This is a genomic window from Flavimarina sp. Hel_I_48, assembly GCF_000733945.1.
Taxonomy (GTDB): Bacteria; Bacteroidota; Bacteroidia; order Flavobacteriales; family Flavobacteriaceae; genus Leeuwenhoekiella.
Window position 1 is genome coordinate 2,162,877 of record NZ_JPOL01000002.1, and the last position, 24,936, is coordinate 2,187,812.

At 41.5% G+C, this 24,936-nt stretch carries 27 protein-coding genes and 1 pseudogene; 19 read left to right on the top strand and 9 right to left on the bottom strand.

Annotated features, from left to right (window positions below; translation table 11 throughout):
* Positions 1-260 precede the first annotated feature (260 nt).
* Entirely contained in the window at positions 261-1,163 is a 903-nt protein-coding gene (locus P162_RS09575) for a DnaJ C-terminal domain-containing protein (protein WP_031427132.1), read from the top strand.
* A gap of 4 nt (positions 1,164-1,167) precedes the next feature.
* Entirely contained in the window at positions 1,168-1,506 is a 339-nt protein-coding gene (locus tag P162_RS09580) for a chaperone modulator CbpM (RefSeq protein ID WP_051907846.1), read from the top strand.
* A 29-nt stretch (positions 1,507-1,535) separates the two neighbouring features.
* Here the strand turns inward: P162_RS09580 and P162_RS09585 are convergent, their stop codons facing one another.
* On the bottom strand, positions 1,536-2,198 hold the full coding sequence (locus tag P162_RS09585; RefSeq protein ID WP_031427135.1) for a hypothetical protein: 663 nt from the start codon (positions 2,196-2,198) through the stop codon (positions 1,536-1,538).
* Positions 2,199-2,390: 192 nt separating this feature from the next.
* On the opposite strand from P162_RS09585, the gene P162_RS09590 reads away from it, so the two are divergent.
* The 11 genes from P162_RS09590 (at position 2,391) to P162_RS09640 (ending at position 12,468) form a co-directional block, all read left to right on the top strand.
* Positions 2,391-2,546, top strand: coding sequence for a YqaE/Pmp3 family membrane protein (locus P162_RS09590; RefSeq protein WP_031427136.1), 156 nt, complete (start codon positions 2,391-2,393; stop codon positions 2,544-2,546).
* 165 nt (positions 2,547-2,711) lie between these two features.
* Positions 2,712-3,296 carry a 30S ribosomal protein S16 gene (locus tag P162_RS09595; protein ID WP_031427137.1) on the top strand — a complete coding sequence of 195 codons (585 nt, stop codon included), beginning with the start codon at positions 2,712-2,714 and terminating at the stop codon, positions 3,294-3,296.
* A gap of 13 nt (positions 3,297-3,309) precedes the next feature.
* Positions 3,310-3,834, top strand: coding sequence for a ribosome maturation factor RimM (rimM, locus tag P162_RS09600; RefSeq protein ID WP_031427138.1), 525 nt, complete (start codon positions 3,310-3,312; stop codon positions 3,832-3,834).
* A 97-nt stretch (positions 3,835-3,931) separates the two neighbouring features.
* A complete protein-coding gene (locus tag P162_RS09605; protein ID WP_035916997.1) occupies positions 3,932-4,438 on the top strand; it encodes a Panacea domain-containing protein in 507 nt (168 codons plus the stop codon).
* Between the two features lie 11 nt (positions 4,439-4,449).
* Positions 4,450-4,779: a hypothetical protein gene (locus P162_RS09610; protein ID WP_031427140.1), complete on the top strand. Its 330-nt coding sequence runs from the start codon at positions 4,450-4,452 to the stop codon at positions 4,777-4,779.
* Between the two features lie 87 nt (positions 4,780-4,866).
* On the top strand, positions 4,867-6,120 hold the full coding sequence (locus P162_RS09615) for a metal-dependent hydrolase family protein (protein ID WP_031427142.1): 1,254 nt from the start codon (positions 4,867-4,869) through the stop codon (positions 6,118-6,120).
* A 31-nt stretch (positions 6,121-6,151) separates the two neighbouring features.
* Positions 6,152-8,722 carry a M1 family aminopeptidase gene (locus tag P162_RS09620; RefSeq protein WP_031427143.1) on the top strand — a complete coding sequence of 857 codons (2,571 nt, stop codon included), beginning with the start codon at positions 6,152-6,154 and terminating at the stop codon, positions 8,720-8,722.
* 4 nt (positions 8,723-8,726) lie between these two features.
* Positions 8,727-9,425 (top strand): DsbA family protein, encoded by a 699-nt coding sequence (locus P162_RS09625; RefSeq protein WP_031427144.1) that lies wholly within the window; start codon positions 8,727-8,729, stop codon positions 9,423-9,425.
* A 37-nt stretch (positions 9,426-9,462) separates the two neighbouring features.
* The gene (locus tag P162_RS09630) at positions 9,463-10,176 is read left to right on the top strand and encodes a tRNA1(Val) (adenine(37)-N6)-methyltransferase (RefSeq protein WP_031427145.1); all 714 of its coding nucleotides are present in this window, start codon (positions 9,463-9,465) and stop codon (positions 10,174-10,176) included.
* A gap of 223 nt (positions 10,177-10,399) precedes the next feature.
* On the top strand, positions 10,400-11,578 hold the full coding sequence (locus tag P162_RS09635; RefSeq protein WP_031427146.1) for an acyl-CoA dehydrogenase family protein: 1,179 nt from the start codon (positions 10,400-10,402) through the stop codon (positions 11,576-11,578).
* A 104-nt stretch (positions 11,579-11,682) separates the two neighbouring features.
* Positions 11,683-12,468, top strand: a complete 786-nt coding sequence (locus P162_RS09640; protein ID WP_031427147.1) for a DUF3050 domain-containing protein — start codon at positions 11,683-11,685, stop codon at positions 12,466-12,468.
* A 57-nt stretch (positions 12,469-12,525) separates the two neighbouring features.
* On the opposite strand, the gene P162_RS09645 is transcribed toward P162_RS09640, so the two are convergent.
* From P162_RS09645 to P162_RS09660, 4 genes are all read right to left on the bottom strand, one after another.
* Complete coding sequence (locus tag P162_RS09645; RefSeq protein ID WP_031427148.1) at positions 12,526-12,846, bottom strand: 2Fe-2S iron-sulfur cluster-binding protein; 321 nt, start codon at positions 12,844-12,846, stop codon at positions 12,526-12,528.
* Positions 12,847-13,048: 202 nt separating this feature from the next.
* The gene (locus P162_RS09650; RefSeq protein ID WP_051907847.1) at positions 13,049-14,074 is read right to left on the bottom strand and encodes a ThuA domain-containing protein; all 1,026 of its coding nucleotides are present in this window, start codon (positions 14,072-14,074) and stop codon (positions 13,049-13,051) included.
* 268 nt (positions 14,075-14,342) lie between these two features.
* Positions 14,343-14,585 (bottom strand): NifU family protein, encoded by a 243-nt coding sequence (locus P162_RS09655; RefSeq protein WP_031427150.1) that lies wholly within the window; start codon positions 14,583-14,585, stop codon positions 14,343-14,345.
* Between the two features lie 3 nt (positions 14,586-14,588).
* Complete coding sequence (locus tag P162_RS09660) at positions 14,589-15,725, bottom strand: Mrp/NBP35 family ATP-binding protein (protein ID WP_031427151.1); 1,137 nt, start codon at positions 15,723-15,725, stop codon at positions 14,589-14,591.
* 209 nt (positions 15,726-15,934) lie between these two features.
* On the opposite strand from P162_RS09660, the gene P162_RS09665 reads away from it, so the two are divergent.
* Positions 15,935-16,495 (top strand): nitroreductase, encoded by a 561-nt coding sequence (locus P162_RS09665; protein WP_031427152.1) that lies wholly within the window; start codon positions 15,935-15,937, stop codon positions 16,493-16,495.
* Between the two features lie 4 nt (positions 16,496-16,499).
* Here P162_RS09665 and P162_RS09670 read toward each other — a convergent pair whose 3' ends face one another.
* Together P162_RS09670 and P162_RS09675 are read right to left on the bottom strand one after the other, a co-directional pair.
* Positions 16,500-17,783, bottom strand: a complete 1,284-nt coding sequence (locus P162_RS09670; RefSeq protein WP_031427153.1) for a metal-dependent hydrolase family protein — start codon at positions 17,781-17,783, stop codon at positions 16,500-16,502.
* A gap of 117 nt (positions 17,784-17,900) precedes the next feature.
* Positions 17,901-19,037 (bottom strand): DegT/DnrJ/EryC1/StrS family aminotransferase, encoded by a 1,137-nt coding sequence (locus tag P162_RS09675; protein ID WP_031427154.1) that lies wholly within the window; start codon positions 19,035-19,037, stop codon positions 17,901-17,903.
* 145 nt (positions 19,038-19,182) lie between these two features.
* On the opposite strand from P162_RS09675, the gene P162_RS09680 reads away from it, so the two are divergent.
* Complete coding sequence (locus P162_RS09680) at positions 19,183-20,442, top strand: 3-deoxy-D-manno-octulosonic acid transferase (RefSeq protein WP_031427155.1); 1,260 nt, start codon at positions 19,183-19,185, stop codon at positions 20,440-20,442.
* Between the two features lie 4 nt (positions 20,443-20,446).
* Here the strand turns inward: P162_RS09680 and P162_RS09685 are convergent, their stop codons facing one another.
* The gene (locus P162_RS09685) at positions 20,447-21,103 is read right to left on the bottom strand and encodes a DUF2461 domain-containing protein (RefSeq protein ID WP_031427156.1); all 657 of its coding nucleotides are present in this window, start codon (positions 21,101-21,103) and stop codon (positions 20,447-20,449) included.
* A 140-nt stretch (positions 21,104-21,243) separates the two neighbouring features.
* Here P162_RS09685 and P162_RS09690 point away from each other — a divergent pair, with 140 nt between their 5' ends.
* Positions 21,244-21,444, top strand: a complete 201-nt coding sequence (locus tag P162_RS09690; protein WP_031427157.1) for a hypothetical protein — start codon at positions 21,244-21,246, stop codon at positions 21,442-21,444.
* A gap of 56 nt (positions 21,445-21,500) precedes the next feature.
* Here the strand turns inward: P162_RS09690 and P162_RS09695 are convergent, their stop codons facing one another.
* Positions 21,501-22,271: a S24 family peptidase gene (locus P162_RS09695; RefSeq protein WP_031427158.1), complete on the bottom strand. Its 771-nt coding sequence runs from the start codon at positions 22,269-22,271 to the stop codon at positions 21,501-21,503.
* 162 nt (positions 22,272-22,433) lie between these two features.
* On the opposite strand from P162_RS09695, the pseudogene P162_RS09700 reads away from it, so the two are divergent.
* The 3 genes and pseudogenes from P162_RS09700 (at position 22,434) to P162_RS09710 (ending at position 24,892) form a co-directional block, all read left to right on the top strand.
* Positions 22,434-23,692 (top strand): annotated as a pseudogene (locus tag P162_RS09700) (putative DNA modification/repair radical SAM protein).
* Positions 23,693-23,700: 8 nt separating this feature from the next.
* Positions 23,701-24,447: a TIGR03915 family putative DNA repair protein gene (locus tag P162_RS09705; protein WP_031427159.1), complete on the top strand. Its 747-nt coding sequence runs from the start codon at positions 23,701-23,703 to the stop codon at positions 24,445-24,447.
* A gap of 205 nt (positions 24,448-24,652) precedes the next feature.
* A complete protein-coding gene (locus P162_RS09710; protein ID WP_031427161.1) occupies positions 24,653-24,892 on the top strand; it encodes a hypothetical protein in 240 nt (79 codons plus the stop codon).
* The last annotated feature ends 44 nt before the right edge of the window (positions 24,893-24,936 follow it).

The window sequence follows — 24,936 nt, forward strand, 5'->3', positions numbered from 1 at the left end:
TTCCTTTTATCAATTCAAAACAGTATCGTATTTTTGTAAAACGGCACTAGTATTCCGGCTGAAGAAATTATAACGATGTTGTGTTGCCATGCCTCGTGTATGGCAGGGTTTGTAGTGAAACCCAATGAGAAGCTTTACCTATACAGGTAAGGCTTTTTTGCTTTTATGAAGATAGTAAAATAGCTATATTCAGCCTAAAAAACGGATGTTTTTATGCCGTTTTTTGCTACTTTTAGGGGTAAATTCAGAAAGCATTTTTAATGGAATTCATAGATTACTATAAAACGCTGGAGCTCGATAAATCAGCTACAGAAGCAGACATCAGGAAGGCATACCGCAAAGCTGCCCGTAAGTACCATCCTGACCTCAATCCCAATGACCCGGTGGCGGAGCAGAAGTTCAAGGAGGTCAATGAGGCAAACGAGGTGCTGAGCAATCCAGAAAATAGAAAAAAATATGACCAGCACGGTAAGGACTGGCAGCATGCAGATCAATTTGAACAGGCACGAAGATCACAGCGATATGGCAGACCGGGAGGGCAGGGTGCAGGTTATGGCCAGGGCTCTGATGCAGATTTTTCAGATTTCTTTGAATCCATGTTCGGCGGTGCGGGCGGCCGTGCGCAAAATTCCCGTAACGTGAGGTTCCGTGGGCAGGATTTAAATGCCAGTTTGCAGCTAGATCTTCTGGATGTGCTCACCACGCAAAAGCGCACACTTACCTTAAATGGAAAAAATATAAGGATTACCGTACCCGCGGGTATTGAGAACGAGCAGGTCATTAAGATAAAAAATCACGGTGGCGAAGGCAAAAACGGTGGTCCCAACGGTGATCTTTTTATTACTTTCAGAATTAATAACAATACCGCTTTTAAACGCGATAAAAGCGATCTTTTCAAGGACGTGGAAATTAGTTTGTACGATGCCGTGCTGGGTGGCGAGATTATGGTAGATACGCTTAGCGGCAAGGTCAAATTAAAAATCAAGGAAGGCACTGATAGCGGTACCACGGTTAAATTGAAAGGAAAAGGTTTTCCGGTATACCGAAAAGAGAACGTATACGGCGATTTGTACCTGAATTACAAAGTGATTATGCCGAAAGATCTTTCTGCGGAAGAACGGGAATTGTTCAGCAAACTAGCAGCACTTTCATCAAAAAAATAAAATCATGAAGACCGAAGCATTAATACTTGCCGAAACCTTTTGCAGCAGCCATGAGATTGAGTTTACCTATATCTACACCCTGCGCGATCATGGGTTTATAGATCTTATTGAAGAACAGGAAACGGTATTTATAAAACCGGAAGAACTTCCTAAACTGGAACAGATCATGCGTTTTAACCGCGATCTGCACATCAACCTGGAGGGTATTGACGTTATCATGAATTTACTGAACAAAATTCAGGGTTTACAGGAAGAGAAAAGAACGTTGAAAAATAGGGTAAATATAAATCCCCTGCCGACCTCTAATCCCCACCCAGCCTCCCCGAAGGGGAGGAGTTTGTAATTGCTTTCCATGGGAAGGCCACGGGCTACTTAATCTTCAATTTCTACGGTAGATTCAAATTCGCCTGTTTCAAAATCAGTCTGGTCAAGCCAGTATTCTGAAGTTATAAGTCGGTACTGATCTTCGCCCAGGTCTTTAAATTCCCAGAGAATAGCTTCCGCCTCCGGAAACTCTTTTTCGCCATTGAGCTGATCTTCAAAAAGACGTTTAAGCACCGCGCGCTGGTTTATTCCTCCCGCAAGTGCCCGCAATGCAAATACTTTATCTACTTCTTCGGGTTTTTCCTTTTTGAGCGGTTTCAGTTCAAATTCTATGATACTCGCTTTTGCACTTGGGAAATTCCCGTTATAGCCTTTATATAAGAGCTGATTGATGTGGAATAGCTCATGGTGAAAGTTGATATTTGCGTACTCTTCAGAAATTTTGTCCTGCAACATTTCATGTGAGATCTGATCAATTTGCCCTTCGTTCAGACTGTCGCCCAGTTTATAATCAAGCACGATGCGCGCAGATTCTTCTGGTTCAAGGTCAGACATGGCAAGAAAAAGCATCTCGCGCAGTTCGCTATCAGCAACACCGGCTGCGTCGCTAAATTCAAAAGCCTCTAAGAGTTGGCGGTAATCATCGCTGCTCCAGTGCTCTGGGAATTCGTCTACAAGTTTTGCTTTCGTTATGGTTATGTTGAATTTCATGGATGGTTTATTTTATCCCAAAGTAGGCAAATAGCGCACGGCAGCAAGTGGTATTGATCTTTCTTTAACGCGGAAACAACCTTCATCTATAGGCATATATAAAGCCTTAAAAATTAAATAATTAAGCCTTTGTTAACGCGGTATGTGTTCATGCGTGACTACTTTAGGCAAACAAACCAAAAACGAGTCACTATGTCTATTTTAAATATAATCCTGGCTATTTTATTGCCGCCGCTCGCCGTTTTTCTTACCCATGGGCTGGGCAGTAAATTCTTGATCTGTCTCTTATTGACCTTTGTAGGATGGCTTCCCGGTGTGATCTATGCGTTTTATGTAAATTCCAATTAATAGGTTTAATACTAAAGTTAACGCTTTAAACGGGTGATTTTCATGCTTTTTCGGTAATTTAAATAAAACGGGGCATGATGTTCGGCTATTAAATAATTGAAGTATCTTTGCGCTCTTAAATAACAAAATTATAAACGGGGTCGGGTACCTCAAAAATTAATTCTTATGCCAGTAAAAATTAGATTACAGAGACACGGTAAAAAAGGAAAACCTTTTTTCTGGGTTGTAGCAGCAGATGCACGTTCAAAGCGAGATGGTAAATTTCTTGAGAAATTGGGAACCTACAATCCTACCGCGAATCCAGCGATAATAGATCTTGATGTTGACGCTTCGGTAAAATGGTTACAAAACGGGGCGCAGCCCAGTGAGACCGCTAAGCGTTTGCTTTCTTATAAAGGAGCATTGTTGAAGAACCACCTTGCAGGAGGCGTGCGTAAAGGCGCGATTACCGAAGAGCAGATGGAAGAAAAATTCAATGCCTGGTTAGAAGAAAAAGGTGGTAAGATAGATTCTAAGAAAGAGAATCTTACCAAAGAGCAGGAAAAAGCCAAAAAAGAGGCATTAGAAGCTGAAAAAGCGGTGAATGATGCACGTATCGCAGCAAACCAGCCAGAACCAGAACCAGAAGCTGCGGCTGAAGGACAGGATGATGCTCCGGCCGATGCTGAAAATACAGAAGCCAAAGAAGCCCCTGAAGAGGAAAAAGCTCCTGCAACAGAGCAAGAAACAAAGGAAGAAGAAACTAAATAAATACGCGGTCACGATGCTAAAAGAGGATTGTTTCTATCTGGGCAAAATCGTGCGCAAATTTAGTTTTAAAGGCGAGCTGCTGGCCAAACTGGACACAGACGAAGCCGAAACTTACCAAAATCTGGAATCAGTTTTTGTCGATTTTAACGACAAACTGATTCCTTTTTTTATTACCTCCTGCCAGCTTCATAAATCTACCTTGTTGCGTATTGATTTTGAAGATGTGGAAGATGAGGCTGACGCCGAAGATCTTATAGGCGCAGACCTTTACTTACCCCTGGACAAACTGCCCAAACTTACGGGCGATAAATTTTATTATCACGAGATTACCGGTTTTGCCGTTGAGGATGTTTCCTATGGCCCTATAGGCGTGATCAAAGGTGTAAATGACAATACCTCCCAGGCGTTATTTGTGATTGACGCTAACGGAAAAGAGGTGCTAATTCCGGTAAACGATAAGTTTATCAAAAAACTCAATCGCGAAGAAAACAAGATCATTCTTGATGTTCCCGAGGGATTGATTGAGATTTATCTTTAGGTTATTCTGGTTTTTTACTTATATTTATAAGCATTACCTTAGCTTTTACAAAGATTGTTCAACTATTAATCTTATAAGTTTTTTTAAATTTAAAAGTATGTATAACCCCCTTGCAGTTGCTAATTATTTCATTTATAAATCTATAGATGAAGGTGTAAGTATTACCCCGATGAAGGTATTAAAACTGGTTTACATCGCACATGGCTGGCACTTGGGCATTAGAAAAGAACCTTTGATTACCGAACAAACCGAAGCTTGGAAATATGGCCCTGTCGTAGAATCAGTTTATGTTGCATTTAAAAAATATGGCCGGAATGATATAGATGCGATGCAGTTTTTTAGCAAAAATGATAAATCTGAATTTAATGAGCTTTTAGCTAATTTTAATGATAGAGCCCTTCTTGATAAGGTATGGGAAGTTTACAGAAATTATACGGGAACAGAGCTTTCAGCGCTTACTCATATGCCAGACACCCCCTGGTTTACTACGTGGAACAAAGAAGGGGGAAGTTTAAAATCTGGCGCTATAATTCCCAATGCCGCCATAAGGTCATACTACGAAAAAAAAGCCCAAACCAGCAGTGAGGAACTAGTCAATTCTTAAAATACCCCCCTGTGGATCAAAAAAGTCAGGAAGAATTAGAGGTTATTGAGGAAGCATCTAGCGAAAAAAGGAAGCTTTTAAAAACCAGGGAAGAAACTGAACTTTTTGAAGAAGAAAATAAACGGGCTAAAAATAAACATCGACACAGAATATTTATAGGTTCTCTTTACTTTCTGTGGATTGTTGCCCTTATTGTGATTGTCATACGCGTTTATCACTTTCTAGCACCCACCTATTTATTCTGGCTGGATGCCAATCAAATTCAAGCGTTGGACAAACTCGTGTTCAGCGGAGCAATTGGCGCCTTATTGGGTCGCTACGGAAACAAATTGCTAGAATAAATTGATTTTTTGAATCTTTAGGAAGCGAAATTAATCCTGTATACATTTCCACCAAAATACTTATCTTAACGGTTTTTCCACAAACCAATGAGAGCAATCCACACCTTCCTATTTCTTCTTTTTTCCAGTACACTTTTTAGCCAAACTATCATGCTTTCCGCAGAGCGTCTTTTTGACGGAATGGAAATGCATTCTAATTATGCTGTTTTAGTAAATGGCAACAGGATAACGGAAGTAGGCCCTACCAAAAACCTGCAAGGCAAGGCAGATTCCATAATCAACCTGGGAAACAGTACGCTGATGCCGGGAATGATAGAAGGCCATTCGCACGTGCTGCTTTATCCTTATGATCAAACCGACTGGAATGATCAGGTGCTTAAAGAATCCCGTAGCCTTCGCGCCATTCGCGGTGCAAAAATGGCCGAAAAGAACCTTATGGCCGGTTTTACCACTATTAGAGATCTGGGTTCAGAAGGCGCTGCTTACGCAGATGTCGCTATAAAACAGAGCATTGAGCTGGGCATCAATCCCGGGCCAAGGATGCTTGTCGCTGGTAGGGCGATTGTCGCTTCGGGCAGTTACGGCCCAAGCGGTTACAACCCGGATATGGATGTGATCCTGGGCGCACAACCTGCTGATGGTGCTGATTTAATTCGCGTGACGCGGGAGCAGATAGGCTACGGAGCAGATGTGATCAAAGTGTATGCAGATTACCGCTGGGGACCCAATAAAACCGCAATGCCCACCTTTTCGGTTGACGAACTCAAAACGATTGTGGAAACGGCAAAAAGCAGTGGCCGCGATGTGGTCGCACATGCGTCAACCGCAGAAGGCATGCGCCGCGCCATACTCGCCGGTGTACGCTCCATTGAGCACGGCAGCGATGCTACGGATGAGGTTCTGGAACTAATGAAAGAACATGACGTGGCACTGTGCCCTACACTTGCCGCGACCTACGCCATCACAACGTATCGTGGCTGGGATGATAAAACACAACCTGAACCGGAAGCAATCCTGAAATCCCGCGAGTTCTTTAAAAAAGTGCTCAAAAGTGATGTAAAAGTGGTTGCCGGCGGCGATGTTGGGGTTTTTGCGCATGGCGAAAATGCGCGCGAACTCGTTCTCATGTCTGAATATGGAATGGAAAATAACGATGTTTTAAAAGCAGCAACCAGCGGTAATGCCGAAGTATTTCGGCTTTCTGATTTGGGACAACTAAAAGAAGGTTTTTTGGCAGATATCATCGCAGTTAACGGGAATCCACTAACCGAAATTAAGGACCTTTTTAATGTTGGTTTTGTGATGAAAGACGGCGTTGTTTATAAGAGTGAAAATAAATAGTTCTCCTTTAGTTCCCCTTAATCCATATTGTATGAAAACGGTTTTAACGCTATCCCTTTTACTCTCGATTATAGTACTTTCCTGTAAAAGTGAAAAAGTGCAGCCAGATCTTTTATCCAATGGTATTTCGGAAAATCTCGCCATTTACCGGAAAAATCAGGTAGATGGTGTCATTTATCGGCTTGATTTTAAAATTCCGCTTCAGCAGGAGGATTCCATTCCCGCAAAACTTGAGCTTAACCTGAACATCAATACGCTTGACCAGCCGCTTTACCTGGACTTTAAGGAGAAGAAGGAAAATCTGATATCGGTTTCGGTTAATGGTAAAAATATTCCCATTGATTATCGCGAGCAGCATTTGATAATTGACCAAAAACACCTGAAAATCGGTGAAAATATCCTGAAAATCGACTTTATTGCCGGGGAATTATCTTTAAACAGGAATCCGGATTTTCTTTATACCCTGCTCGTTCCAGACCGCGCCAGTACGGTTTTTCCGTGTTTTGACCAGCCTAATATTAAAGCAGAATATATTCTGCATATCACCGCGCCAAAAGACTGGAACGTAATGGCCGGTGCGCCGGAAGAAAAAACAATTGAAAAAGATGATTTCACCGAACATCAATTCGGCAAAACGGACAAGATGAGCACCTATTTGTTTTCTTTTGTCGCTGGTAAATTTGAGGAAGCGATCAGTGAAAAGGAAGATCTCACCATGCACATGCTCTACCGCGAGACAGATCCCGAAAAGATAGAATACAGTGTAGATACTATATTTGATCTGCATCAGCAGTCAGTTGATTTTCTGGAAGACTACACCGGTCATCCGTTTCCGTTTCAGAAACTGGATTTTGCCGCGATTCCTGTTTTTCAGTACGGCGGGATGGAGCATGTGGGCGCGATTCAGTATCGGGAATCTTCGCTTTTTCTGGATCACACAGCCACCGAAAGTCAAAAACTGAGCCGCGGCAAACTCATTGCGCACGAGACTTCGCATATGTGGTTTGGCGATCTGGTGACCATGCAATGGTTCAATGACGTCTGGATGAAAGAGGTTTTCGCCAATTTTATGGCAGATAAGATCGCAAATCCCGCATTTCCTGATATTAACCACGATTTGCTTTTTGTGCTCAATCATTATCCCAGCGCCTATGGCGAAGACCGAACGCGGGGCACAAACCCCATACGTCAGGATCTGGAAAACCTGAAAGATGCAGGGTCACTTTATGGCGCTATAATTTATAATAAAGCGCCCATCATGATGCGGCAGCTGGAGCTTGCCGTGGGCAAAGAAAAATTCCGCGAAAGCATACGGGAATACATAAAAACCTACGCGTATGACAATGCCGACTGGAACAATCTGATTGAAATTCTGGATGGGAAAACGGCACTGGACATGAAAAAATGGAGCGCTATCTGGGTAAACCAAAGCGGCCGTCCCGTTTTTTCTGATGACGTAAAGTATGATAAGGATACAATTTCATCTTTTGAAATTCTTCAGCAGGCAGAAGATGGTTCAGATAAAATCTGGCCACAAACCTTTAAAATCGGCTTGATTTATCCCAATTCTACCCGGATTTTCACCGTTAATTTAACCGATAGAAAAACTCAAATTAATGAAATTGAAGGCTTACCAAAACCACAAAACATCATTTATAACTATGATGGCCTGGGTTATGGCGTTTTTCCGCTTGCGGAAAATACAGTGATGCAAATCCCACAAATTAAAGATGAAGTGGCGCGTGCTTATAGTTATATCAACAGTTACGAAAAGACACTGAATGGGGAAATTGATGTACTTGCGGAATTTAAATTGCTAGAAGAAGGTTTAAAAAGTGAGAAAAACGAATTTATACTGAATTTGATCTCAAGTGAATTGCAGAGCATTTTTTGGCATTTCCTCACGCCTGAACAACGTGATGACCATCAAAAAGAGCTTGAAACTTTAGTTTATAATGCGCTTAAAAACAATTTGAAACCGAACATAAAGAAGACCCTTTTTAATGTTTTTAGCAATGTGGCATATTCTGAAGAAGGCAGGGAAAAACTGTATAAAATCTGGAAAAAAGACACAAAAATAGCCGATTTAAGGCTAAACGAGGACGATTTTACGGCTATGGCGCAGGATCTGGCGGTTTATAAACACCCAAAAAGAGCAGAGATTTTAGAACAAACGGAAGATTTTATCTCAAATCCAGATAAGAAGAAACGCTTTCAGTTTTTACTTCCTGCCTTGTCTGAAGATGAAAATGAAAGGGATGCCTTTTTCAATTCCTTTAAGGAAGAAAAAAACCGCGAGAAAGAATCCTGGGTTACAGCTGCAGCAAATCTTATCAACCATCCGTTGCGGCAGCAAAGTGCGATAAAACACATACAACTTTCGCAGGATCTGGTAGAAGAAATTCAGCGTACGGGTGATATTTTCTTTCCCAAAGCCTGGCTGAATAGCACGATAGGCAATTATTCAGGCAAAGAAGCCTACGATATCCTGCAAAACTTTTTAACTTCACACCCTGATTTTAGTCCTATTTTGAAAAAGAAATTATTGCAGGCGACAGACGATCTGTACCGTGTGCAAAGTATTAGAATCGATAAAAAATAAAATCATGAAACACCTAAAATATATAGTTGCAGCTCTCTTTTTTGTACTAAGCTTTTCGGGAAATGCGCAAACCCAGGAAGCTAGATTGATCTATGTGATGGACCCGCAATGTAGCTGGTGCTACGCAAATACCAGTAATATTGAGGAAATCGAAAAAGTCCTTAACGGAAAGATGGATGTTCAGTTAAAAGCGGCAGGTATGTGGCTGGGCAATGAAGCACCACAAGGTGGCGTTGCTTTTTTAAGTAGGATATCGCAGCACCTTCCGGCAATGATTTCAAGGACCGGTGCAAGCGTAGGGACTAATTATTACGATCTCGCCTCAGATGCTTCCTATACCTTCAGCAGCCTGGAACCAGCGGCCGCCATTGAACAGGTGGGTGCCACAAATCCAGATAAAAAGTTACTTTTTGCCAAAATGGTTGAAGAAGCCCTATTTAAAGATGGAAAACGCCTTGATAAATTAGAAACCTATCTGGGAATCCTCAAAACTTTAAACATAGATGTCGAATTGTTTAAGAAAAACTGGATGAGCGCCGAAAATCTGGCCAATACCAGAGCGGATTTTGAACGTGCCAAAAAGCTGGTTATCACGTTCCCTACCTTAGTACTGCAAAAGGGCGGAAAAAATGAGATTTTAGGTGTGGGATATTTTACAAAAGAAGAGATACTGCCAAAGATTGAAGCCGCTCTGAATAATTAGAAATTCCTCCCACTCACAGAATTATCAGTTTTTTTATATGTCAAAACCTTTTCGCTTTAAACAATTTACGGTTGCCCAGGACCGCAGCGCCATGCAGGTGGGAACAGATGGTGTATTGCTGGGCGCCTGGGCTCCGCTGGATACAACACCAGAAAGTATACTTGATATAGGCACCGGTACGGGAGTAATTGCCCTGATGCTTGCTCAGCGCTGTGACGCACAGACCATAGACGCACTGGAGCTTGACGATGCCGCTTATGAACAGGCGACCGATAATTTTGAAGATTCCCCCTGGGGCGACCGGCTGTTTTGCTATCATGCACATCTTTATGAGTTCGTCACCGAAATGGACGACACCTACGATCTTATAGTCTGCAATCCGCCTTTTTTTGAGAACGGACAAAAAACCGGTGATAATGCTCGGGATCAGGCGCGTTTTGAAGAAGCCATGCCTTTTGAATTGTTGGTTTCCGCTGCTGCGAAATTATTAAATCCCGAAGGTGTTTTTGCCGTTATACTTCCCTTTTCCCGCAAAGCGGAATTCTTGAAACTTGCCGCTCAGGTGGAGCTCTTCCCATTTAAAATCACCAATGTGAAAGGTAACGCTGAAAAAGATTTCAAAAGGGTATTGATCGCTTTTTCAATCAAAACAAAGGATATGACAGAAGACGAACTTGTGATTGAAAAAGCCCGTCACGACTACACCGATGCCTATATCGCACTAACCCAGGATTTCTATCTCCAGATGTGAGTTATTGATTCTCTTATAAAGAAATCATCCTAAAAAAGACTTTTTCGTTCAAAAAATGGACTTAAAATAGGTGTTTTTTTGCCTTTTCAAGCCTTTTTTTCTTTTTGCTGAATACTTTTAAATAGGCCTAAAATATTGCTTTCTCCTTGCTAAAAACCTAAATTTACGGGAAGTCCATTGCGAAATTATTAATCGCTTTTGGGCCGCAATAAAACAATTTCTTATGAAGCCAGATCTTTTTGAAGCCCCAGATTATTACAATCTCGACGACCTGCTTACTGAAGAACATAAATTAGTACGCAGTGCCGCACGGGAGTGGGTGAAGCGGGAAGTTTCCCCCATTATTGAGGAGGCCGCACAAAAAGCGGAATTTCCGAAACAAATTATCAAAGGTCTTGCAGAAATTGGTGCTTTTGGTCCTTACATTCCTGAAGAATATGGCGGGGCAGGGCTTGATCAAATTTCGTACGGTCTCATTATGCAGGAAATTGAACGCGGTGATTCTGGGGTGCGTTCTACCGCTTCGGTACAATCTTCGCTGGTGATGTACCCCATTTATAAATATGGCAATGAAGATCAGCGGAAAAAATACCTTCCCAAGTTGGCCAGCGGCGAATTTATGGGCTGTTTTGGCCTTACCGAACCCGATCACGGCTCCAATCCAGGTGGGATGACGACCAACTTTAAAGACAAGGGCGATCATATTGTTTTGAACGGGGCGAAATTATGGATCAGCAATGCGCCGTTTGCAGACATTGCCGTGGTGTGGGCAAAAAATGAAGAAGGCCGCATTCATGGAGTTATCGTAGAACGCGGGATGGAAGGTTTTACCACGCCCGAAACGCACAATAAATGGTCGTTGCGCGCAAGTGCTACCGGCGAACTCATTTTTGACAACGTAAAAATCCCTAAGGAAAACATCCTGCCGAATAAATCAGGTCTCGGTGCCCCGCTGGGATGTTTGGATTCCGCACGTTTTGGTATTGCCTGGGGAGCTATAGGCGCCGCAATGGATTGTTATGACACAGCTTTGCGTTATGCTAAAGAACGGCATCAGTTCAGCAAGCCCATAGGTAGTTTTCAGCTGCAGCAAAAGAAACTTGCTGAGATGATTACTGAAATCACAAAAGCACAATTGCTGGCCTGGCGTCTGGGAACGTTGAGAAACGAAGGGAAAGCAACTTCGGCACAAATATCGATGGCAAAGCGTAACAACGTGGAAATGGCCTTAAAGGTCGCAAGGGAAGCACGTCAGATCCTGGGCGGTATGGGAATTACCGGTGAGTATAGTATCATGCGGCATATGATGAACCTGGAAAGTGTTATCACTTATGAAGGTACCCACGATATTCACCTTCTAATTACCGGTCTTGATATTACCGGTCTAAACGCTTTTAATTAGCATTTTATCCTTTTGTCTATTAATAAAATCATTTTTTTATTTTAACCCGTTGTTTGTCAGTAGATGTGTGTACTTTTATAGTTTTGTAAACCTAATTCCAACTTATGATTCAAGATATAGAGAAAGCCATTCAGCCTTATCAGCAACAATTGCTAAAACATCCCCTTTACGAGTCGCTAAAAACACCAGATGACCTAAAACGTTTTATGGAGCATCACGTTTTTGCAGTATGGGATTTTATGTCTTTGCTGAAATCTTTGCAGTTTGATCTTACCAAGGTTTCTACGCCCTGGTATCCACTGGGCAATCCTGAGATACGTTACCTTATCAATGAGATTGTTCTCGCAGAGGAGACTGATATCAATATGGACGGGAAGCGCCAGAGTCACTTTGAGATGTACCTGGATGCCATGGATAAGGCGAACGCTTCAACCTCAGATATCAATAGGTTTATCAATCACGTTAAGCATGGTACAGATATCTTTCTGGTTATATCAGTAAGTGAGATTCCTCAATCTGTAAAGGATTTCCTTTTGTTCACATTTGAAACTATAGCAGATCGAAAACCGCATAAGATCGCCGCTGCATTTACCTTTGGAAGGGAAGATCTTATCCCATCCATGTTCACGCAGATCATAGGCAGTATCCAAAAGAATTTCCCAACGAAAGATCTTACGCTTTTCAAATATTATTTTGATCGTCACATTGAACTTGATGGTGATGAGCATGGCCCAATGGCCTTAAAAATGATTTCAGAACTTTGTGGAGACGATGCTACGAAGTGGAAAGAAGTTGAAGATATTTCTGTTGAAGCACTACAAAAGCGTATAGGCCTTTGGGACGGTATTGCTCAGGAAATTGAGCAAAATAAGGTCGCCAAAACAGTTTAAAAAACGCTTTTATTTATTAAGAAACATTAATACGCTAAAAATTAAGTTTTTAGCGTATTAACTTTCTGGGGCTAGTTTTACTTCTAATCCGTTAAGATCTGGGGTAATGGGTATCTGGCAACCCAGGCGGCTGTTATCTTCCACAAAAAACGCTTCAGAAAGCATGGCTTCTTCATCATAACCCATTTCATTGAGCTTGTGGTCAGAAAGCACATAGCACTGGCAAGAAGCACACATCGCCATACCTCCACAGGTGCCTTCCACAGGGAGTTCGTACATTTTACAAACTTCCATTAAGTTAAGATTCATATCTGTAGGCGCTTCAACAGCATGAGCTTTTCCTTCGCGATCTATAATATTTATGGTAATGTCTTGCATGGGTATGTAGCGGTAGGTTTTGAAACCTCAAATTTAGGCATTTTCAGGCGATTCTTAATTGAAAAAGACAATTTAAGGCGTGTATTGTACGTATGTAAATGGCTTAGAAAAGTGAAATTTAATTTAAGCTCATAGCAAAGTTGAAACTAGAAAAATTGGTAATCCTTACGGAATCTAGGAAGAAGGATTCAGAAGTATTTTTTTATTCTTTTATCATTCGAATTGTTTCTTTGCCTACGGTAGTATTCAGCTGAATAAAATAAATTCCGGGACTCCATGCTGAGCTGTCAAGACTGTAGGAAGTAAACTGCGTTTTAGTAAACGGCTGATTTTTAATAAGACGTCCCTGTATGTTATATACAGAAATTTGAGAGATAGGGGAGTTGCTTTGCAGGTTTACGCGTGCGCTGGCAGGATTCGGGAAAACAACGGTTTTTCCTAAACTTTCGGATTCTATGCCGAGCGTTATGCCCATGACGTACTTAATACCTTCTTCAATATGTTTTCTAAAGTTGGCATCTCCCGTGTAATCGCTTTCATTGTGACCTAGCGCAGTATAAAAAGACCTGCCTCCTTTGTATTCTTTGTACCAGGACATGGGACGCGCTTCATCGTAGGTCTCACTTCCCGTAGCCTCAACTTCAAGAATATTGATATTGTCCTGAAATAAATAACCACCGTTGCGTTCCCAGTAATAATATTCTTCTGCTTTAGGGTATCCATTATCCAGAAAATCTACGGCAGGATGCGAATTTATAACAGTCATGGTTGCCTGATAATTGTTTGCCGTATGGTTTGGGTTTGCCTGAATGATACCGCCCACAAGTTCGTTATAAAAAGGCCAGCTACCGTTGCGATAAGTGTCAGTTGCAGCATGAATGCCCATAAAGCCGCCACCATTAGCAATATACTCTTCAAAAGCCTGTTGCTGGGACGTGTCTAAAAGGTCATCGCCGCTGGTATTGCACCAGATCACTGCGGAATATTTGGCAAGATTTTCCGAAGTAAATACACTGGCATTGTCTGACTGATCCGTTTGCCACAGGTCATTTTCGGCACCAAGATCAGTAATTAACTGTATACCCTCGTCAATTGAAACATGTTCAAAACCATTTTGCGCACCCACTTTTGTAAATACCAAAACACGCTCTTGCGCCGAGAGCATGAGATTAAAATAGAGGAACAAAAAGGCAAATAGAAAAGAAGCTCTTGATGTATTTTTTTTCATGGCGAGTTGGATAACGTATTAAAAACCTTAAAGTTATAAAACCATTGCACATAGAATTCGCTTTAAAGAATGATTTAACTATATGCGATTGAAAATATATTTTTCAGCTATAAAAATGCTTTCAAAACTTTTAGGGAAATGCAATCCTGTAATGGTTCTGAATTTATATAAAACAGGTTTAAAAAGTACCGGAAACCTCCTGTTTTTACGTCAAAAAGGTCTGTTTTTGAGTAAAAACAGACCTTTTTATTAAACTTTTCAAGCAGGATTAAACCTCAATATTGATCACATTTTCAATTTGTGGCGCATGTTTTTTAATGGTCATTTCAACTCCGCTTTTAAGAGTCATTTGATTTACCGAACAACTGACACAAGCCCCCATCAATTTAACTTTTACAGTCTTACCATCCTCAATGGAAAGCAGCGAGATATCCCCACCGTCACTTTGTAAAAAAGGCCTGATTTCATCTAAGGCATCCTGTACTTTTTTCTTTAAAATTTCTTCGCTCATTTTTTATTTTTTAACTGCAGAACAACCTGCCATCGTGGTTATTTTAATAGCCTCGGTAGGGGGGAGTTCGTCATTACGGTATACAACCTCTTCAACCGTGTTTTTTGTAAGTTCTTTAAAAGCTTCTTCTAAAATGCCAGACTCTTGAAGGGCAACCGGCCTACCTACATCACCAGCTTCACGAATACTTTGCACAAGTGGAATCTGCCCCAATACCCTGACGTCAAGATCTGCCGCAAGATTTTTAGCTCCGTCTTTACCAAAGATAAAGTATTTGTTGTCAGGAAGCTCATCTGGGGTAAACCAGGCCATATTCTCAACGATGCCCAGTACGGGGACGTTGATACTTTCCTGTTGAAACATGGCGACACCTTTTTTTGCATCGGCGAGGGCCACATTCTGCGGCGTACTTACGACCACTGCACCTGTAAGCGGCATGGCCTGCATAATGCTTAAGTGGATATCTCCCGTTCCCGGAGGCAAATCAACAAGTAGAAAGTCCAGTTCGCCCCATGCTGCGTCAAAAATCATTTGGTTTAGTGCCTTAGAAGCCATGGGTCCGCGCCATACCACCGCCTGGTCAGGCTTGGTGAAAAAACCAATAGATAATATCTTGACACCGTAATTCTCTACGGGTTTCATTTTTTTCTTACCGTTTTCGGTCACGGAAAGGGGGCGTTCATTTTCCACATCAAACATCATGGGAATGGATGGGCCATAAATATCAGCATCTAGAATACCCACCTTAAAACCCATTTTAGAAAGGGTCACCGCAAGATTTGCAGTAATGGTAGATTTACCCACACCCCCTTTACCAGAGGCTACCGCAATAATATTTTTTATTCCCGGTAAAGGTTTTCCCTTAATTTCGTTTTTGGCTTCTTTAGGGGGTGCATCTACACGCACGTTCACCTTTACCTTGGCTTTCTGGTGTACCTGATCATGAATGACTTTCATGATATCCACCTCGGTACGTTTTTTAGCCTGTAGGCTGGGATTTTTAATAGTGATATCAACGACTACTTCATCAGCAAAAGTCATGATATTGGTAACCGCCCCACTCGCGATCATATTCTCTCCTTCCCCGGGAGCACTAATGCTCTGCAGGGCTTCATTAATGTCTTTTTTCTCTATCTTCACAGCTAATTACTTAGATTCATTCTAAAAACAAAGATACACGGAATACTTCAGAAAGGCGAATCTCAAAATCAAAATGATTGATGCTTCTATTAAAGAGCGTTATCGTTTTCCTGTAAAAGGAAATATTGCTCTAAAGAGCCTTTAGCGCATATTTTTTAGCTGTTGATTCCTTTGATACTTTTGTATTTTTGTCCAAAATAATTTGATTTATGGATACTGAAAAATGTTTGATTACCCGCCGGTCTATTTTTCCGGAGCAATTTACAGATAAGGAAGTGGCCAAGGGGGATATAGAACACATCCTTGCGATGGCAAACTGGGCACCAACCCACAAACGAACGGAACCCTGGCGCTTTAAGGTGGCGACCGGCAGGGCAAAAGAAGATCTCGCCGAATTCTTTGTAAGCCTTTATAAAGAGAACACGCCAACCGAAGAACAAAGCGATACTAAAATCGAAAAAACCCGTTCCAAAGTTGATAAATCTGCAGCCGTTATCGCCATTTGTATGCAACGCGACCCTAAGGAGCGTTTACCAGAATGGGAAGAAGTTTCGGCTGTGGCCATGGCAGTACAGAACATGTGGCTTATGGTCACTGCACTGGGACTAGGGGGCTACTGGAGTTCTCCAGGTACCATAGACCAGATGCACCGGTTTTTTGACCTTGCGGAAGGTGAAAAATGCCTGGGCTTCTTTTATCTGGGCCATCACGCTGAAGAACATAAAACCGGAAGGCGCGATCCCATTGAAAATAAAGTAGAATGGCTGTAGCCTGCTACTCATTTTTGTAGACCACACCATTTTTCATCACAAAAACGACCTCATTCATCGTGTCGATATTTTGCGTGGGATCTTCTTTTAAGGCAATGATATCTGCCATAAGTCCAGATTTTATGGCGCCTATGTTGTCATCCTGCCTTAAAAGTTTTGCGTTTACGCTTGTTGCACTTTGCAAACTCTGCATTGCAGGCATATCCGCTTCAACCATATAACCGAATTCTTTTGCATTTTCGCCATGCGGAAACACGCCTGCATCAGTACCAAAGCCGATAGAAACACCTTTTTTATAGGCCTTGGCAAATGTTTTTTCCAGTTGGGGGCCAATGGCCAAAGCCTTAGGGACAATGATCGCAGGATAATAACCGTCAATTTTAGCTTTTTCGGCTACATATTTACCGGCACTTAAAGTAGGTATATAAAACGTATCATACTCCTTCATTAGGTTCATGGTTTCCTCGCTCATGAGCGTACCGTGCTCTATGGTTTTTACGCCATTTTTAATCGCGCGCTGCATCCCTTCATCACCATGGGCATGCGCGGCCACCTGCATGCCATAATCAGCAGCGGTAGTTGTTATCGCTTTTATTTCCTCTTCGGTGAATTGTGGATTTTGACCGTTTTTAGCCACGCTCAGTACCCCACCAGTTGCGGTGATCTTAATCCAGTCCGCGCCATTTTTATAGCGCTGACGCACGGCTTTTCGAGCATCGTCAACACTGTTGACGACTCCTTCTTTAGGACCGGGGTTGCCCATTAATTCTTTACTGTATCCATTAGTGGGATCTGCGTGACCTCCCGTAGAGCCTATGGTTTTTTCAGCAGTAAAAATACGGGGGCCGGTGACTTTATCTGCATTGATGGCATTGCGCAAAGAAACATTGATGCCACTGCCGCCCAGATCCCGAACAGTGGTAAAACCTGCCATTAAAGTTCTTTCGGCGATAGCCTGTGCATTGTATGCAACATCAGCATCGTTCAGGGTAAAAGGTTCGAGGTAGCGGTTGGGATTGGTCTCACCTTCAATGTGTACGTGCATATCGATAAGGCCTGGCATTACCGTTTCTGTCTTCAAATCCACTACACTATCCTGATCATTTTTGGCGGGAACATAGCCGTCCCGGACTTCTTTGATCTTTCCTTTGGAAACGATTATGGTCTTTTCTTTGAGTACTTTCCCTGCTTCGGTATCTATAAGCTTACCGCAATGCAGGTAGGTGTCCTGAGCGGAAACAGAGAGAGCCAAAAAGAATAGGATAAGAAAGGTGTAATGGTTTTTCATGTAAACTGGTTTTTTGTTGGTATCAAAAACCAAGATAATAATAAACTCATTAATTCCTTCAATTAATATTTATGATTGAGCAATAAACAGGATATTTTATACTGAGAGGAAATTGAATTATGCTTTATCAATAAATTCCAGAACGGTTTTGGTTATATAATCGATCTGCTCGTCATCTAGTTCCGTATGCATGGGTAAGGAAATCACTTCCTGGACCAACTGATTTGTAACCACAAAATCGTTCTCGTTATAGCGCTCATCTGCATAGGCTTTTTGTTTATGCAAAGGTATGGGATAGTAAACGCCACAGGGAATGTCTTTGCTGTTTAGGTGTTTTACAAGCGCATCACGATCTACATTCTTGAGACGTAAGGTATACTGGTGAAACACGTGACAATCGCAAATATCACAGATCATGGGAGTCGTGATTTTTGGATTTCCTATCAGCGCTCTAGTGTACTTTCTCGCCGCCTCACGCCGCTTGTGGTTGTACGTGTCCAGATGTGGAAGTTTTGCGCGCAAAACTGCCGCCTGTATGGAGTCAAGTCGGGAATTTACACCCACTACATCATGATGATAGCGCTCATACATACCGTGGTTTACTATTCCACGTAAAGTGTGAGCTAGGTCGTCATCATTCGTAAAAATGGCACCACCATCACCGTAGCAACCCAAATTTTTAGAAGGGAAAAAAGAAGTGCTTCCCACATGGCCTATGGTGCCGGCCTTAATTTTAGATCCATCAGCCTGTGTATAGTTTGAACCAATGGCCTGGGCATTATCCTCAATTACAAAAAGATCATGCGTTTTTGCGATGCGCATAAGTTCCTGCATTTCGGCAACCTGTCCAAAAAGATGAACGGGAACAATAGCTTTGGTTTTTGGGGTAATCGCCCGTTCCACCGCTTTGATATCAATATTGAAAGAATGTGGATTCACATCTACCAGAACAGGGGTAAGCCCTAAAAGCGCAATGACTTCCACGGTTGCCGCAAAGGTAAAATCTGCGGTTATGACTTCGTCACCGGGCTTAAGGCCAAGTCCCATCATGGCAATCTGAAGGGCATCTGTCCCGTTCGCGCAGGGAATTACATGTTTTACGCCCAGATATTCTTCAAGTTCTTTTTGAAAGGCCTGTACTTCAGGACCATTGATGAAAGCGGTACTTTCCATTACTTCGGCAATAGAAGTATCTACGCGCTCTTTTATTTGTTCATATTGACCTTTGAGGTCAACCATCTGTATTTTTTTCATGCTTTACTTTTAAAACAAGGTTCCTTAAAAAGAAGGATAAGCGCCATTATGCAGTAGCATTATTGAGGCTCAATTTTTATACGAAAATACAAAACTAGCACCTTCCTATCCTCTGGTTTTTGTGAAAAGGCTATTTTTACGGCTTATGCATACACTATATTCCATTTTTATTCAATTATTCGACAGTTTACTGCCCCTATTGGGTGTTTTTAGTGAAAAACTAAAGACCTTTTATACGGTACGAAAAGATGTTTTTGATACGCTGGAAGGTCAAATTTCCCAGAACGAACGCATCATCTGGGTGCATGCCGCGTCGTTAGGAGAATATGAGCAGGGCGTACCGGTGATGGAAGCTTTAAAAAAACAATTTCCGCAGCATAAACTACTCCTTACATTCTTTTCACCCTCGGGATATACACAGAAAAAAAACAACCCAATTTCTGACTTTACAACCTATCTACCGCTTGATACTTCAACTAATGCAAAACGTTTTGTAAATATCGTAAAGCCTGAAATGGCCTTCTTTATCAAGTATGAATTTTGGCCAAATTATTTGAACGAATTGGATAGAAAATCGGTGAAAACGTACCTCATTTCGGCTGTTTTTAGAAGAAAACAGCTGTTTTTTAAGTGGTACGGGACATGGATGAAAAAGTCGCTTCATGCTTTTGACCATTTTTTTGTTCAGGATCAAAAAAGCATTGATCTAGTTAAAACCCTCGGTTTTCAAAACGTTTCCCTGAGCGGGGATACCCGTTTTGACCGGGTAAGCAAACAACTGGAGATGGATAATAGCCTGCAGGTTGTTGAAGCATTTAAAAACGGCATGCCGCTGCTGGTCTGCGGAAGTACATGGCCAGAAGATGAACTCCTGCTGCTTGATTATATCAACAAGCACGCTGCGCAGAAGGTGAAAATATTGGTTGCACCCCATCAAATCCAGGAGGGAAAAATTGACCAATTTATGGCAAAAATCGGTTCAAAAGTGGCAAAATATAGTCAGCATAATCCTGAAAATCTGGCCGATACCGATGTATTTATTCTAGACACTATAGGGATGCTGGGCCGCGCCTACAGCTACGCAGATGTGGCCTACGTGGGTGGCGCGGCCGGCAAGACCGGGATGCACAATATCTTGGAACCGGCAACCTTTGGAATTCCCATCTTAACGGGAACGCAGATTGATAAATTTCCGGAAGCTGAACAATTACGTCGTATTGCAGGATTATTTACGGTGGAATCCCCGGAAGAAACCACCGAAATCCTGAAAAAATTGTTTGCCGATATATCCTTCAGACAAAATGCAGGAATGATTGCGGGCCATTATGTACAGCAACAGACAGGGGCTACCCAGATAATCCTGAATTATTTAGAAAAAAACAATGCTGAAAACCCTGACTTTTGAAAAGTTAAACGCTTGCCGCTTTGTTGAGGTAGTTTCTAAAAGGTAACATCTCTTTATAAATTTCGACCACACGATCATCAAAATCGGCGCTTAGTACTTCTTTCTCGGTTAATTCAACCCGAATGGCAAAGGTTTTTCTACGTAGCAATTCTATGTGCTTATGCTCTTGAGAATAACCCTTGGGAGCTGTTTTTAGGGAATCTCCATCATCAGTTAACTCACCAAAAAGCGCTTTAAAGCTTTTTTTATTCCTTATTTTGTTAAACTCTTCGCCATTGTAATCAATGCCCTGTCTAATGCTTTTTAAGATGGAAGGTTTCGGTTTATAAAAGCCGCCGGCAATAAAACTTTCCCGTATTCCCAGGTGAATATAAAAATCGCTTTGTTTGTTTTCCTTGTCAAGCCCCGCACCAAAATGATCTTTGTAAATGGGTTTGTGAGGATGGTACATTAAATTATTATTGATGCGGTTTATCGCCTGTTTACCGGTAGTGGAAGAATAATCGGGATCTATTTTTGCAAGCTTTAGATCCATTGTGTTTAACCAGGATATATAAGAATCACGTACCTCTTCGTAGCGTTTTCTGTTGGCATCCATCCATTCTTTACTATTGTTTTGCTGAAGCTCCTTTAAAAAAGCATATAACTTTTCGAAATCCATTTTTTAAGTGCAAAAGTAGTTTTGATGGAATGGAAGGATACCCTTGAGTATATATTTTAACGTAATATTCAAAATAACCGATTTTTATTTCATTTTATCGATTAAAATATTACTTTTGTCGCCAATCCCAAATTGTAATTATGAGAAAAGGAATATTTTTTACGGTATTTTCACTTTTAGCAGTGATTGCCTGTCGTGAAACAGAGACTAAGACGGTCGTACGAGAAGTGGAAACTACTCAGGAAGAAAAAGGTGCTCTTGAACGTACCGCGGAACGTGTGGATAATGAAGTAGATGAAAAAGTAGATGAGCAAATCGATAGAATAGGGGACGACAATTAACATCCATCTTATCTAAAGTATTGAAAACCTCTTCTACAACTTTGAAAGAGGTTTTTTTATGCTTTTATGCTACTTACCTGGTTTTTCAATTCTTCCATAGAGCGATGCAATTCGCGTAGTAAATTACTTTCAGAAGGAGCTTCTAAGTTGAAGGTGAGTTTACTATTGACCTGCCACAATTCCTGAATATCGCTAACATTGACTTCAAAAGGAACATATTCCTGGTTTAGGGAGATCAATAAGATTCTGGAAGGATCTGGAAGTTTTTGTAGTTTTTTTACAAGAACCGAATCCGGTAAAACCACAACATAGATCTTATTATTATTTGCCTCATTCATATTTGCGGTTGCCTTGGCAAGAACCCAGTCTTCTTGTTGAAAAACGGGTAGCATACTATCCCCTTCAATCTGAAAACCGCGGTAGGTCGCGTTGCGATATTGTGGTAATGGAAGATCAAAGGCCGGGAGCTGTTGATACCATTCCACGTCCTGAACGTTATGGGGATAACCCGCGGCCGCTTTCTGATTTACGAGCACAAGGTTTTCATTATCCATTTTGTCTATGGTCACCACCTTAGGACTTACATCGCCCTTGCCTGCATTAAGGTTTTTCTGGTTACTGAAGCCGTAAAGCCATAACGGATTTACATTATATATACGCAAGAGTTCGGTCACGACTTGTCCTGATAGTTTTGTGCGCCCACGCTCTATATCTGCTGTAGAATTTTTAATACCCAGCGCTTCTGCGAATTCGCTCTGCGTGAGCTGCTGCTCCTCGCGTATCTGCTTAAAACGGCGAACATCGCCTGTGACATCGTTGATTCCCATATCGTAAATATACCATAATCTGGAAAAAATCCTAATGAATCTTCGGAAAATGTCCTTAAAATAGGAAAATTACCTTAATTTTGAATAAAGGCTATAACTATCGATTATCAAATGCAATCGAATATTTGACGGGTACGTTAGCACGACAATAAAACCATCACTATGAACTTTGAACGCATCAAGGAGAAATTAAATATACTGGCAGACGCCGCCAAGTACGATGTATCCTGCTCGAGTAGTGGAAGTGCCCGGAAAAACACGAATAAAGGCTTAGGCGATAGCAGTGGTATGGGGATTTGTCACAGTTACAGTGAGGATGGCCGTTGTATTTCCCTATTGAAAATTTTACTTACTAACCATTGTATTTTTGACTGTGCGTATTGCGTGAGCCGCAGCAGCAATGATATTAAAAGGGCCGCGTTCAAAATCCAGGAGGTGGTAGATCTTACCATAAATTTTTATCGCCGCAATTATATAGAAGGTTTGTTTTTAAGCAGCGGTATCTTTCACACGCCAGATTATACGATGGAACGGCTAATTACGGTTGCCAGAAAATTGCGTTTGGAAGAAAATTTCAACGGTTACATTCATTTAAAATCCATTCCCGGTGCAAGCGATGAACTCATGCGCGAAGCGGGACTTTATGCAGACAGACTTTCCATTAATATTGAAATACCTACCGTTTCTGGCTTAAAACTTCTTGCTCCGGAAAAAGACCACAAAGATTTCATCAAACCCATGGAAAAGGTGAAGAATGAAATCATCCAGTACAAGGAAGAAAAAAACTAATCAAATCCACACCAAAATATGCCCCAGCAGGTCAGAGTACGCAAATGATCGTGGGCGCTACTGGGGAAAGTGATAAAGATATCATGTATTCCGCAGTGCATTATTACTCTAAATACCAGATGAGGCGTGTGTACTATTCTGGTTATGTGCCGGTGATGCAGGACGATCGCCTGCCGGCCTTAGGTTCTGAAGTGCCTATATTAAGGGAAAACAGATTGTACCAGACAGACTGGCTGCTTCGGTTTTATGGTTTTGATGTCCGCGAACTCCTCAATAACGAGCATCCCAACCTGGATGTTGATATAGATCCAAAATTGAGTTGGGCGTTGCGTAACATGCACGAATTTCCCATAAACGTAAACACGGCAGATAAGCGCATGCTTGCAAGAATTCCTGGTTTGGGAATGAAATCAGTACATAAAATAATCAATGCGCGGCGCTTTAGGAAACTCTCTTTAGAGCATCTCAAAGCCTTGGGAGTAGCCCTTAACAGGGCAAAATACTTTATCGTCTGCAATACGCGGGACTGGCGCTTTAACGATCTTGCCCCAGAACGTATAAAAGGAATGATACTGCAAAGCTCGCAGAGCAAGTATCAGAAAATGTACAACCAGCAGATGCGCTTGTTTTAATGGAAGCTATGCAGCACCAACTTGTTTACGATGGCAGTTTTGATGGTTTTTTAACCGCGGTGTTCATGGTTTATGAGGAGCGGCTGGAAGTTGTAAGCCTTACACCAGAAGCTTATTTTCAAGCCGGTTTTTTTGCTGAAGGCATTACCGTTATTACAGATTCGGTAAAGGCAAATCGTGTGTGGAAAGGGCTGAGTAAGTATGCTAAATTTCGTTCAGATGTCTATTGGTCTTTTTTAAGTGAAATTGAAGGTAATGAGTTGGTGTTGCTCAAGGCCATTCAGTACGTGCTGGCAACTTCCCGGGTTGCAGATTATGGTCACCCACAGATATTGCGCACTGCGCAGGTGCGAAAAATGGTGGGCAGGGAAAAACATCGCATGGAAGCCTTTATACGTTTTCAACTTACCAAAGACGCGATTTATTTCGCCCATGTAGAGCCAGATTTTAACGTCCTTCCGCTTATTGCCACGCATTTCAAAAATCGATATGCTGATCAGGCCTGGATCATTTATGATTTGAAAAGATCTTACGGTCTTTATTATGATTTACATGACGTAGTACCCATGCAGATGGACTTTAATGAAAAGAATTTTAAGAAAATCGATTTTACCGAAAATGAGCCCGATTATAGTGCGCTTTGGCGGAATTATTTTAAAAGTACTACCATAAAATCCCGCATCAACCTGAAACTTCACACGCAACATGTTCCTAAACGTTATTGGAAATACCTTAATGAGAAAGCACCTGATTAAAATAGATACATTAAATGTACATATCCTTAAAATTAAATAGAATATATAGTTGTATTACAGATATTTAGGTTGAAATGATTTTCTGTAATTATGGTGAATTTTATTTTTTATTTTTTAGTTAAATTATTCATTATACCCCTAACTAGTGTTTCTTAAATTATATACATTTACCGCCAATAAACACTAATTATAAAACAAACTTATCATGAAAAAATTAATGTACAGTGCTTTTGCACTTATGCTCGTTGTATCTGTTTCTGCTTGTCGTGAAACTCAAGCTGACAAAACTGAAGACGCTATGGAAGATATGGGTGATGATATCCAGGATGCAGCTGATGATACCGGCGATGCTATCGAAGATGCAGCTGAAGATACTGGTGATGCTATGGAAGACGGAGCTCAAGAAGTAGAAGACGAAGTTGAAGGAAACGATGACAATATGTAATATTGTTTGATTATAAAATGAAACTGCCTGAAAACATTATGTTT